12 protein-coding genes are annotated in these 12,436 nt (G+C 49.8%); 11 read left to right on the top strand and 1 reads right to left on the bottom strand.

Translation table 11 applies throughout. The features are described 5' to 3' along the window. Positions 1-114: 114 nt before the first annotated feature. Positions 115-1,971 carry an LTA synthase family protein gene (locus ACFPYJ_RS33015; RefSeq protein WP_379192827.1) on the bottom strand — a complete coding sequence of 619 codons (1,857 nt, stop codon included), beginning with the start codon at positions 1,969-1,971 and terminating at the stop codon, positions 115-117. Positions 1,972-2,225: 254 nt separating this feature from the next. Here ACFPYJ_RS33015 and ACFPYJ_RS33010 point away from each other — a divergent pair, with 254 nt between their 5' ends. From ACFPYJ_RS33010 to ACFPYJ_RS32960, 11 genes are all read left to right on the top strand, one after another. Then, entirely contained in the window at positions 2,226-3,128 is a 903-nt protein-coding gene (locus tag ACFPYJ_RS33010; RefSeq protein ID WP_379192825.1) for a LysR family transcriptional regulator, read from the top strand. A gap of 238 nt (positions 3,129-3,366) precedes the next feature. Then, positions 3,367-4,221: a transporter substrate-binding domain-containing protein gene (locus ACFPYJ_RS33005; RefSeq protein WP_379192823.1), complete on the top strand. Its 855-nt coding sequence runs from the start codon at positions 3,367-3,369 to the stop codon at positions 4,219-4,221. A gap of 35 nt (positions 4,222-4,256) precedes the next feature. Continuing rightward, the gene (locus ACFPYJ_RS33000) at positions 4,257-5,039 is read left to right on the top strand and encodes an amino acid ABC transporter permease (protein WP_379192821.1); all 783 of its coding nucleotides are present in this window, start codon (positions 4,257-4,259) and stop codon (positions 5,037-5,039) included. Next, entirely contained in the window at positions 5,036-5,746 is a 711-nt protein-coding gene (locus ACFPYJ_RS32995; protein ID WP_379192819.1) for an amino acid ABC transporter permease, read from the top strand. The genes ACFPYJ_RS33000 and ACFPYJ_RS32995 overlap by 4 nt, the downstream gene beginning before the upstream one ends. Continuing rightward, the gene (locus ACFPYJ_RS32990) at positions 5,743-6,495 is read left to right on the top strand and encodes an amino acid ABC transporter ATP-binding protein (RefSeq protein WP_379192817.1); all 753 of its coding nucleotides are present in this window, start codon (positions 5,743-5,745) and stop codon (positions 6,493-6,495) included. Before ACFPYJ_RS32995 ends, ACFPYJ_RS32990 begins: the two co-directional genes overlap by 4 nt. Before the next feature lie 18 nt (positions 6,496-6,513). Then, positions 6,514-7,533, top strand: coding sequence for an LLM class flavin-dependent oxidoreductase (locus ACFPYJ_RS32985; RefSeq protein WP_379192815.1), 1,020 nt, complete (start codon positions 6,514-6,516; stop codon positions 7,531-7,533). Further along, entirely contained in the window at positions 7,530-8,702 is a 1,173-nt protein-coding gene (locus ACFPYJ_RS32980) for an amidohydrolase (RefSeq protein ID WP_379192813.1), read from the top strand. The genes ACFPYJ_RS32985 and ACFPYJ_RS32980 overlap by 4 nt, the downstream gene beginning before the upstream one ends. Beyond that, positions 8,699-9,832, top strand: a complete 1,134-nt coding sequence (gene solA / locus ACFPYJ_RS32975) for an N-methyl-L-tryptophan oxidase (protein WP_379192810.1) — start codon at positions 8,699-8,701, stop codon at positions 9,830-9,832. The genes ACFPYJ_RS32980 and solA overlap by 4 nt, the downstream gene beginning before the upstream one ends. Before the next feature lie 96 nt (positions 9,833-9,928). After that, positions 9,929-10,423 carry a DinB family protein gene (locus ACFPYJ_RS32970; protein WP_379192808.1) on the top strand — a complete coding sequence of 165 codons (495 nt, stop codon included), beginning with the start codon at positions 9,929-9,931 and terminating at the stop codon, positions 10,421-10,423. 50 nt (positions 10,424-10,473) lie between these two features. Next, positions 10,474-11,007 carry a GNAT family N-acetyltransferase gene (locus ACFPYJ_RS32965; RefSeq protein ID WP_379192806.1) on the top strand — a complete coding sequence of 178 codons (534 nt, stop codon included), beginning with the start codon at positions 10,474-10,476 and terminating at the stop codon, positions 11,005-11,007. A 42-nt stretch (positions 11,008-11,049) separates the two neighbouring features. Continuing rightward, on the top strand, positions 11,050-12,378 hold the full coding sequence (locus tag ACFPYJ_RS32960) for an LLM class flavin-dependent oxidoreductase (RefSeq protein ID WP_379192804.1): 1,329 nt from the start codon (positions 11,050-11,052) through the stop codon (positions 12,376-12,378). Positions 12,379-12,436 lie beyond the last annotated feature (58 nt).

Here is a 12,436-nt window from a genome sequence, read left to right as displayed (position 1 = left end):
ATTGAATACCGGTGCGCGCTGGCAGCATAGCTTTTTTCTAATGTCTACTTGACAGGGGTATGACCAGAAGCTCCCTGACCTACCGGTGTTTTATGGTATGGCATACCAACTCAATTATTCATGCTTAGGCAGCTGATTCACATAGCTATCAGACAGCTGCAGCAGCTTAAGTGCGCGGTTGTATTGATCTACGGTAGCTGCTGAGTTTTCCTCCAGCTTGCCGTCTAATGGATAATGAGTGCCGTCTTCAAAGCCGGTGCCAGGTATGAACAGCTCATCATTCGTAATAATGGAGCCCGAAGGCAGGTAATAACGCTCCGGAAGAATATTGCTGGTCTGATTTAATAAATCCTGACCGAAATGGATATGGTCTTTCAGGGAAACCCCTGTCAGATTCGCTATCGTCGGGAGCAAATCGCTTTGGGCGCCTACCTGTTCGAATTCTTTGGGTGAAGTAACCCCCGGCGAAGCAATAATAAGCGGGATGTTGATCATATCCGTAAAGCCGTATTCATGGCCGTAAATCTCTTTCATTAACGCTTTATCATCCTTATTAAGCGAATATACCGGAAGGCCCAGGTGATCGCCATAGATGACGATGATGCTTTTATCCCATAAACCTCTTGCCTTAAGATCGTCGATAAACTTCCCGACTGCGTAATCGGCATAGTTCTGGGCACGGATATAATCACCGACGAAGGTGCCTTCATAACGCTTGGGCAGCTTCATCTTGTATTTATCCTCCGGAATGCTGAACGGATGATGGGATGACATCGAAATGACCTGGGAATAAAAAGGTTTTCCCGTCTGGCTGATCTTCTCAAATTCAGCAGAAGTTTTCTTGTACAGCTGCTCATCCGAAGGGCCGAAGAATACGGTATCCTCTTGGCCGAAAAATTCTTGATCGTAATATCGGTCAAACCCAAGCGCTTTATATAGCTCTTCACGGTTCCAGAAATTCACGAAATTGGTGTGGAAGGTTGCCGTGTAATAACCTTTCTGACTCATGAGCTTAGGCAGGCTAGGCAGTGCTTTGTCCGCATAAATCGCCGTTGCGGCGCCACGCGGCGGGATGTAGAAGGACGTATTCACAACAAACTCCGCATCGGAGGTATTCCCTTGGCCAACCTGCTGGTAGAAATGCGGAAAATAAAAATTCTCCTTAGCCAGCTTGTTCATGTTGGGCGTAATTTCTGTACCGTCTATATTCAGCCCGATCAGGAAATTCTGAAAGGCTTCGAGCTGCAGCACGATGACATTCTTGCCTGCAGCTGCATCCCAATACTGCGCTGCGGACGGCTCTTGGATCCCTTTTAGCTTATCGATGGCTTCTTGATTAATATCTTTAGGATCCACGTGAGGAACGTCGTTATTTTGGAATATGGTGTATAGCTCATAATTTAAGATGCCCATATCTTCTGCTTTTACGATTTCATTCATACTTGTACGGTTGGGCAGGATGCTTATTAAGATTAAAGCCAGAGAAAGAACGAAAAGCGCTGTAACGATTTTCAAATTGAGTTTCTTCATGCTTAAGCTCTTCCAAACCTGCGCTTTTTTCTTTCTGAACAGAATAAAGGTTAGAATGAGGATGTCCAGGAAAATAAACAAATAATAAGGATCCAGCAGGGAAAAGACGCTGTCCTTGACCGCTGTAACCTGGTTAACCTGCTCTAATGCATGATAAGTGACGATGACGCCGTAATATTTGTAATACATAATAGCTGCGAACAGGACCGCGGTTACGATAAAATTAACGACTACATACATGGCCAGTTTCCGCTTTGTTGCGAACCATTCGATCACACAGAACAGCAGCCAGAAAAAAGGGATTTCGGTAACCATCATCGTCCATGATGGACCCCCGTCAAAGATGACGAAGTAAGCGAGCGTGCTCTTGATTAATAAAAGAATCGTGAAGAAGATAAATGGCCGCATGCGAACAATCCGAATGGAATCAAATAAAGACATGTAAACCTTCCTTTCAATTGCTTAATAGTTATGGGAAGCTGAAAGCTTATAAACACGCGCATGAATGTTTGGATTAGCGGTTAAATTTACTTGAGATTAATACAATTTATTATGCTACTCCGGCCCTGCGATGTCAAAAAGGTTTATTGCCAAATAACCAGAATAATTGCAGGAACATCTTTACATAATCATTAATCCGAGTTATCCTATTGGAAATAAATTATGCCGTTGAATCTTATTGGGGGTATTCTTGCATGAATATTGAGAATATAGAAGCGTTTGTATTCGTGATTCATTGCGGCAGTTTTAATAAAGCTGCCGAAGCGCTGTATCTGTCCCAGCCCTCCGTAACTGCACGCATTCAATCGCTTGAACGTGAACTGGACTGCAAGCTGTTCAACCGAATTGGCAAACAGATTCAAATTACCGAAGAAGGCACACGGTTCTTACCCTATGCTCAGCAGCTTTTATTGACCTATCAAAAGGGGAAGCTGCACATTAATAAGAAGAAATCGCTGCCCGAAGAGTTTAAAATCGGATGTACCGTCTCCGTATCCAACTACATCATCCCGGATTTGCTGCCGCGCTTGAAGCATAAATTTCCGAATACCCATTATAAAATCGTGACCGGGGTAACGGACGATATCGTGGCTAAAGTGCTGAGCAAAGAGGTTGATATCGGTTTCGTGCGCAGCGTGAACCATCCCAATCTGCAATCCATAAAGTTCTACGAAGATCCTATTTCTTTATATGCCTACGAAGGGCATCCGTTTATTAACGATGATCAGTTGAGTGTTGAAGCGATTGCTGCCCAGCCTTTCGTATTCTTTGAGTGCGGGGCACTGGATTGGCTGCGGATTCACCGGATATTCAGGAATCTGGACGTACCGCCCAATATCCAGATCCAGACGGACAACTCGGAAATGGCCAAAAAACTTGTGATCCAAAAGGCAGGCATCAGCTTTCTGCCGGGGTTATGCGTACAGCAGGAGATTAAAGATGGTGTGCTGTTTCCCATCCATGTTCCGGAGGCTGACGGAATTTCCCTGCAGACCAATATCATCTCTAACCATGGGGAGCATACCCCGTTCATTGAAGCGCTATTGGATGTAAGCAAAGAGCTGTCGGTTCGGAAGCCGATTCTTAAGGTCATTTGATGAAGTAAACGTATCGTCCGCTGCTTCTTTTTGGAGTGGGCGGATTTTTTAATAATATTCAGGGTTGCTTGAGGCAGGAAGGTGCATTGAATTCTTGAATTTACATATAGAATATCTCTATTATCAGAAGCATTGACGGGTACCAAGACGTGATGGTAAAGTTATCTCAATCTTAATTCATACTTATCGGGTAGGAATTATAAGTTTAATGGAACGTATACATGGGAGGGCAACACAGATGAAAAAATGGCTGATGGCTTCATTCGCACTTATTACGGTATTAACGGCTGCAGGCTGCGGGGCCAAAGACAATAATGGCAATGATGCAGTGAATGCAGGTACCAGCACCACGGACGGGACGAAGGCAAATGCACCGAAGGATGAAGTGAAGAAAGTCGTCATTGGGACAGGAACGCAGTTTCCGCAAGTATGCTTCATTGACAAGGACGGCAAGCTGACCGGCTTCGACGTAGAGCTCATAAAAGAAATCGATAAGCGCCTCCCGAGCTATGAATTCGACATTCAAACGATGGAATTCTCAAACCTGCTGCTCAGCCTGGAAACGAAGAAGATTGACTTGGTTGCTCATGAAATGGAGAAAAACCCGGAGCGCGAAGAAAAATACTTGTTTAACAAAGAGCCGTACGCGCACTGGAAAAACAAAATCATCGTTGCTAAGGATAACACAAGCGTTAACTCCATTGAAGATTTGAAGGGCAAGAATGTTCTGACTTCGGCAACGAGCGCAGAGGCCCAAATTCTAGAGAACTATAACAAAGAAAATGATAATGCACTGAAGATTGTTTACCAGAACGGCGGAGCGAATGATACGGTTGCCCAGTTAACGACCGGACGCGTGGATGCAACGGTAGGCGCAGACTTCTCGCTGTCGCTGATCGATCCGGAAGGCAAGCTGAAGACAGTAGGCAAGGAACTAAGCGAGGCTGACATTCTGTTCGTGCTTCGCAAAGACGATCCGGCAGAGCAAGCGCTGGCTGACGCAGTTGACGGAGCAATCAAAGAAATCAAAGCTGACGGAACGCTTGGAAAATTAAGCACGCAATGGCTTGGCCAAGATTTCACCGCTAATTAGATCGGTAAACTACTTAAGAAAGGTGAGATCGCGGTATGGGAGCAAGTTTCGATATCACCTATGTATTCGAATACTTCGTTAAACTATTGCCTACTTTGAAAATTACGCTTCTCATCGTAGGCTGCTCCATTCTGATGGGTCTGGGTGTCGGATTTCTCGTCGCCCTTCCCCGGCTTTACCAGGTTCCGGTGCTCCAGCGTCTATCGCAGGTGTACGTTTCTTTTTTCCGCGGGACCCCGATTCTCATTCAGCTCTTTCTGTTCTACTACGGGCTGCCCGAGATCCTGAACTATGTCTTCCTTGATGTTTCCAAGGTGCCCGCGTTGTATTTTGTAATCCTGACCTACGCTTTGAATATGGGGGCCTTTATGTCGGAAGCGATTAGGGGAGCTGTCACAGCCGTTGACCGGGGACAGGTAGAAGCAGCCTACGCGGTCGGGATGACCGGATACCAGGCGTTCTCAAGAATCGTACTGCCGCAGGCTTTGGCTATCTCCGTGCCGGTGTTCGCGAATTTAGTGATCGCGACCTTGAAGGATACGTCCTTGGCATTTTCACTGGGAATTATGGAGCTGACGGGAAAGGCGCAGTCGCTTGGAGGATTGGACCGGCATTTTATCGAAAGCTACCTTGCACTTGCAATCACCTATTATATAATCAGCTTCATTCTGGAGAAATTGTTCGTTCTGGCTGAGAGAAAACTGCTTCGCCATGAACAGCAGATAGCTGCAGTCAAAGCCAGCTTCCGCTGGAAAAAGTGGTCGCTTCCAACGCGAGCATCGGATATTGAAATCAGCAAAGGGGGTGCGGGACTATGAAGCTTGATCCATCCTTTATCTGGACCGCATTCGCTGAGCTGCTCGGAGCAATCCCGACAACATTAGCCATTACTGTGGTTTCGGTTCTATGCGGGTTCGTCATTGGGACGACGGTTGCGTTGGTCCGGATCTACAAGGTGCCTGTTCTGAATCAAATCGGCACGGCGTATGTTTCTTTCATTCGGGGAACGCCGATGTTGACCCATTTGCTTCTCATTTACTTCGGTCTGCCTTTAATTATCGATGGATTATCCGCTCATTATGGCTGGCATTTTCAATCTGCTATGGTGCCGATGATCGGATTTGCTTACATTTCCTTCTCTATTACAGCCGGCGCTTATATGTCAGAGGTCATCCGGGCAGGCTTGAACGCTGTTGACCGCGGGCAAATTGAAGCCGCTTATGCGATTGGAATGACGACATCGCAGGCCTTGCGCCGTATTGTTTTCCCGCAAGCCTTTGCAGCAAGCTTGCCTAATCTATCGAATATGACAATTGGGATGCTTCACGGCTCCACGCTTGCTTTTACCGTATCTGTCGTTGAAATTAATGCGAAAGCGCAGATCGTGGCTTCAACGAACTGGAAGTTCTTCGAATCTTATATTGCAGCTGCCCTCATCTTCTGGGGTCTAACCATCCTGATTGAGCGTCTTACAGCCGTGATTGAGAAGCGTATAAACCTGTACAACCGAGGTGGGGTGGCATGATCCAATTAACTCAAATCAAAAAAAACTTTGGCCGCAATCAGGTGCTTAAGGGGATTGATCTTACCGTTCGAAAAGGGGAGGTTGTCGCGATTCTGGGTCCGAGCGGTTCAGGCAAGACGACGCTTCTGCGCTGCATCAATTACCTGGAGAAGCCGAGCGACGGCGAAATTACGATGGGTGACTTCACCGTGAACTGCAAGCAGCCTCATAAAAAGGACATTCACACGCTTCGTCAAAAAACAGCGATGGTGTTCCAGCAATACAACTTATTCCGCCACAAAACGGCGCTTGAAAATGTAATGGAAGGCTTAGTGATCGTGAAGAAGCTTCCCAAAGAAGAAGCCCGCTCAAGAAGTGTTGAGCTGCTGGAGAAAGTAGGCCTCGGCGCTAAGCTTGACGCTTATCCGAGCCAATTATCCGGGGGGCAGCAGCAGCGTGTCGGAATCGCAAGGGCGCTTGCTCTGAATCCGGAAGTTATCTTGTTCGATGAACCGACCTCGGCCCTCGACCCGGAGTTGGTCGGCGAGGTTCTCGCCGTTATTCGCAAAATAGCCAAAGAAGGAATCACGATGATTATCGTTACCCATGAGATGAGCTTTGCTCAAGATGTTGCCAGTCACGTTGTGTTCATGGACGGAGGCGTTGTCGTCGAGGAAGGCAAGCCGAATGATATCTTCAATTCTCCTAAAGAAGAGCGGACCAAGCAGTTCTTCAAGCGCATCACACCTGAAGGCGTATATTCTATTTAACCGATTGGAGCGGGTAAGATGACAATAAAAATTGGGATTTTGGATCAAAGCATCGTGTTTCCGGGGCAGACGCCGGCAGAAGCGCTCGCGAGCACAGTTAAATTAGCTCAGTTTGCCGAATCTAACGGATTCGAACGTTTCTGGGTTTCTGAGCATCATGATTCCGCAGGAATGGCGGGCTCTTCACCAGAAGTACTGATCTCCCATCTGCTCGCGCATACCAAGTCAATCCGGATCGGATCCGGCGGTGTGATGCTGCAGCATTACAGCCCCTATAAAGTAGCGGAGAACTTCAACTTGCTTGCTTCTCTTGCGCCAGGGCGGGTCGAGCTTGGAATCGGACGTGCGCCGGGCGGTCTGCCGCGTTCAACGAAAGCTCTTCAGAAAAATATAGAGGGTGCGCCTTCCTTAGCGCAGAAGCTGGTCGAGCTGGAGCATTTCCTTGCAGGGACATCGGGTGAAGGTCAGCCGATCGAAGGGCTGCAGGCTCATCCGCTTCCAGTGCAGCCGGCAGATATTCATCTGCTGGGGACCAGTGTCTCGAGTGCGGAATTGGCTGCTGAGCGCGGTTATCCCTATGCATTTGCCTTATTTATTAATAACGATCCGGAACAAGCGAAGAAAGCGTTCGAGACGTACCGGGATAAATTTAATGTTGAGCGGGGCGGCAAGCCGAAAACGATTCTTGCACTGTCGGTCATCGCAGCGGATACCGATGAAGAGGCGGCTGAGCTGGCTGGCAGCTTCAAGAGTGTCCGCGTCAAACTGGCAAGCGGAAAGACCGTTAATGTGGGCTCACTTGAGCAGGCTGCGGAATTTGCCAAGCAGGCCGGAGAGACGTACACAGCCGAGGTTCGTGATGCAGAGATTACGAAAGGCACGAAGGAGATCGTCCGCAAGCGTCTGCTCGAGCTGAAGGAACATTATGGTGTGGATGAGCTCATCTTTACGACAATCATTCCAGACTTTGAGAAACGGATCCGCTCCTTCCAGCTGCTCAAGGAAGCATTGACTGAACTGCCGGTGGAGCAAGTATGAGTCAACTTACGGCCGCCAAACAGCTTACCGGGCAGTTAGTTGCGATTAGAAGGCATCTTCATGAGAATCCGGAGCTCTCTCATGAAGAATATGAGACCACCGCTTATATCCGTCAAATTCTTACTGAAGCCGGAATCTCTATTGCGGACTACCCGCTTGAAACGGGTGTCATCGCCGAAGTAGGAGGCTTGAACGGGGGGCCTGTCGTCGCAGTTCGCGCAGATATTGATGCTCTGCCGATTCAGGAGGAGACCGGGCTGCCTTTTGCCTCCCGAACGCCCGGCAAAATGCATGCCTGCGGTCATGATTTCCATACCGCAGCTGTTCTTGGCACGGCACTTCTGCTCAAGGGTAAAGAGCAGGAGCTGCAGGGAACGGTGCGGTTTATATTTCAGCCCGCGGAGGAGAAAGCCAAAGGAGCCGGCAAAATCATCGCAAGCGGCGCGCTTGAAGGTGTGCGAGCGGTGTTCGGCATGCACAACAAGCCGGATTTGCCGGTAGGCACCATCGGTATTAAATCCGGACCGATCATGGCTGCGGCGGACGGGTTTATTGTGGAGGTGGAAGGTTTGGGCACGCATGCCGCTGTACCCGAGGCAGGTATCGATCCCATCGTCATCTCCGCTCATATCATTACCGCGCTGCAATCCATCGTCAGCCGCAATGTCAGCGCACTGGATAGTGCGGTGATCAGCGTAACCCGGCTGAACAGTGGTACAGCCTGGAATGTCATTGCGGACAAAGCGGTTTTTGACGGTACGCTGCGTACTTTTGACGATCAAGTCCGGACGAAGGTGATTGCGAGGTTCGAGCAGGTAGTAGCGGGCGTTGCAGCCGCTTTTGACACAAAGGCTAGGGTGAACTGGCTCAAAGGGCCTCCCGCTGTCGTTAATGATCCCAAGTGGGCTGAAGCAGCCAGGCAAACGGCGGAAGCTGCAGGCTTGACGGTCGTGAGTCCAGCCCCATCCCCTGCTGGAGAAGACTTTGCCTTTTATTTGAAGGAAGTGCCCGGATTATTCGTATTCCTCGGCACCTCCGGTCCACAGGAATGGCATCACCCCGCTTTTGACGTTAATGAAGAGGCGCTGCCGCTTGGAGCTTCGTTCTTCGCCGCGCTGGCGGTTGATGCGATTAATAAACTTGCGGATGAGCAGGGAGTGACAGAATGACGAAATCCTATGATGTAATTGTCGTCGGAGCCGGCTCTATGGGAATGAGCGCAGGATACGAGCTCGCCAGGCGCGGAATGAAGACGCTGCTGATTGACGCGTTCGATCCTCCGCACCCTCATGGCAGTCATCATGGCGAGCCTCGATTGATTCGGCACGCCTACAGCGGCGGAGAAGCTTATGTTCGAATGGCGCTTCGGGCCGATGAACGCTGGCTGGAGCTGGAGAAGCTTACCGGGGAGAAGCTGCTTGAGCGATCAGGCGTGCTGAATATGGCTGATCCTGCTGTTTATTCATATGAGGTCAGGCGTGAGGCCGCCTCGTCATTTGGCGTTCAGGTGGAATGGCTGAGCGGGCAGGAAATCCATAAACGCTGGCCGAATCTCACGCTGCCTGATCATTACCGCGGCATGTATGAACCGGATGCGGGGTTTCTGTACAGTGAAAAATGTGTGGCGGCATACAAACGGCTGGCGTTGGAAGCGGGCGCGGATTGGCTGCCCCATACATTCGTGACAGGCATCAAGCCCGAGCAGGGAAGCGTCAAGGTGGAGACGGAGGGTGAAACCTTCGCCGCGGGGCATGTCATTCTGAGCGCCGGAGCTTGGTTCAAGACGCTGGAACCATTTATAACGCTGCCCATTCGTACCATCCGCAAGGTAGTCGGCTGGTTCGAAACGGCGGATGATTCATTTCATTCAGATGTCTTTCCCGGCTTTACTCTAGGAGGCCAAGACGGAGTCTATTACGGATTTCCGAGCATTGACGGAGCGGGAGTGAAGATCGGCCGTCACGATACGGGACCGGATTGGAAACCAGGCGAAATACCGGCTCCCTTTGGAGCGTACCCGGAGGATGAGAATGATCTGCGCCGCGTATTGGAGAACTTTATGCCGGGTGCTGCAGGAAAACTGCTGCGGAGCGCGGTCTGCAAATACGAGCATACGCCGGATGACGACTTTATCATCGACTTTCATCCACAGCACCCGAATGTGCTGCTGGTTGGCGGTTTCTCCGGACATGGCTTTAAGTTTGCGAGCGTTGTAGGCGAGATCTCGGCCGATCTCATAGAGCACCGGAAATCCGGGCAGGATTTGCAATTATTTGCTGTATCCCGTTTTGCAGATTAGAAAGCCAATGCTTCCGAAGGGAGTTTTCCTTCGGAAAACTTAAGCCAATGCTTCCGAAGTGAGTTTTCCTTCGGAAAACTTTTAGGAGGAATTCATATGAGTCTAATACCCGTTGATATCGAAGCTTATTTACACACGGAAGCACAGCTGCGTCAGGCCATTGAAGGTCTTACAGAGGAGCAGCTGAAATGGAAAGCAGCACCGGAATCATGGAGCGTGACAGAGGTGCTGGGTCATCTGGCTGATCATAATATCGTCGTTTCGTTCCGGATCCGCGAAATTCTGTCAGGTTCCTCTGCACGCTTGCCTGCTTTCAGTCAGGATTCATGGGTGGCCGGGCAATATTCGAATACCGGCAGCGCCTCGGATATATTGGATGCATTCCGGGCGCTTCTTGCTTATAACAGCCTCTTATTCCGCCGGCTTTCCGTGGAAGATTGGAAGAAGACAGGAGTTAATTTTAAAGGCGAGACGGTTGCACTTGCAGCGATTATCCCGGCTTTCGTCATACATGTCCAAAGGCATTTGGCTCAAATTCAGCGCATTCGAAGCGGCGAGTCCGCCTCACGGAACTCAAGCCGCGCGATATAATTTCATGCTTGTCTGGAATCAATCTCAACCATTAGGGAAGCGGTGATAGCATGCCCAGTCAATCCATCATTGTCCGTGAAGCACAAGATTCGGAGCGGGATGCAGTAAGACAAGTCGTCTTGGACGCCTATCAGCAATATGAGCAGACACTCTCTCCGGAACGCTGGGACGAATACAAGCGGAATATACACGCATCTATCGACCAAGCAGCGACAAAAGCAAGGCTCGTAGCTGTGCTGGATAATGAAATCGTAGGCAGCGTGTTTTTGTTCGACTCCTCCGCAGTGGCCTACGGACTTCCGGACTTAGACATAGACAACCCGATTATCCGCTTGTTGGCGGTATCGCAGAAAGCCAGAGGCTTGGGTGTGGCGACAGAGCTCATCCGGGCCAGCGCCAAGCTTGCTCTAGAATGGGGCGCGGAGCTGCTGCATCTTCATACATCCGATATGATGGCTTCTGCCGTCAAGCTTTACGAGCGCCTTGGCTTCGAGCGGTCCTTCGATAAAGATCTCCTGAACGGTGACATAGTCGTAAAGAGCTATAAGCTTCAACTAAAGGAAGCGGCCCTGCTGCAGGCTTAATAGAACGAGATTACCAAGAATGATTTTGGGGAGGAAACAATTATGGCTAAACGCAAACAGATCAAATTCGGAGCTCTCATACACGGGGTAGGAGGAAACGTCTCGGCTTGGAGGCATCCTGAGGTTCCGGCTGATGCCAGCGTGAATGTGGAATTTTATAAGAAACAGGCTCAAACGGCGGAAGCGGGCAAGTTTGATCTCGTATTTATCGCGGATGGCTTGTATATTAACGAAAAATCAATCCCTCACTTCTTGAACCGTTTTGAGCCGATTACAATATTGTCCGCTTTGGCGGCTGTTACTTCGAAGATCGGACTTGTCGGAACGCTTTCGAGCTCGTACAGCGAACCTTTTACAGTGGCCAGACAATTCGGTTCCCTGGATCAAATCAGCGGCGGGCGCGCAGGCTGGAATGTCGTAACTTCGCCGCTGGAGGGTTCGGCCAAAAATTATAGTAAAACCGAGCATCCGACGCATGATGAGCGCTATAAGATTGCAGAAGAATATCTGGAAGTGACCAGAGGGTTATGGGATTCATGGGAGGATGACGCATTCATCCGGAACAAGGAAACCGGTGTGTTCTTCGATCCAGCCAAGCTGCATCGCCTGGATCATAAGGGAAAGTATTTCTCGGTTCAGGGACCCCTTAATATCGCGCGTTCAAAGCAGGGGCATCCGGTCATTTTCCAAGCGGGATCGTCGGAGAGCGGTAAGAACCTGGCGGCAAAAAGCGCGGATGCTGTTTTTACGGGACATGACAGCATTGAAGAGGCGAAGAAATTTTATAAAGATGTGAAGGACCGTACATTTGCTTATGGTCGTTCAGCGGATGATATTGCGATTCTTCCGGGCATCGGGCCGGTTATCGGTCGAACGGAAGAAGAGGCGGAGCAGAAGTATCAAGAGATCGCCAATTTGGTGAGCATTGAGAATGCGCTGGATTATTTGGGCCGTTTCTTCGATCATCATGATTTCTCGCAGTATCCGCTCGATGAACCGTTCCCTGAACTCGGTGATTTGGGAAGCAACAGCTTCCGGAGCGGTACGGACCGGATAAAGAAGATTGCCAAGGAGCAGAATCTCACGCTTCGCCAAGTCGCGCTCGGGTCGGCAACCCCGCGCAGCGCGTTCACCGGAACGCCGGAGAAAATAGCGGATTTGATTCAGCAGTGGCATGAAGAGGAAGCGGCGGATGGCTTCATTATTCACTCCTCTCTGCCGAGCGGGCTGGATGACTTCGTGAATCTGGTCGTTCCGATCCTCCAAGAGCGCGGCCTTTATCGGTATGATTATGAGTCCGATACGCTTCGCGGCAACTTAGGTCTGCCCATCCCGGCCAATCGGTACACTGCGGCTAAAGTAAACAGCTGAGAAGATGATTCAGGCATCGGTATCTCCGCGCGGAATGAAGAACGTGAGCAGGGCCGGT

The sequence above is a fragment of the Paenibacillus solisilvae genome (assembly GCF_042656405.1).
Classification (GTDB): Bacteria; Bacillota; Bacilli; order Paenibacillales; family Paenibacillaceae; genus Paenibacillus_Z; species Paenibacillus_Z solisilvae.
Note: the sequence above shows the minus strand (reverse complement) of the source record. Positions and strands in the feature narration are given on the sequence as shown.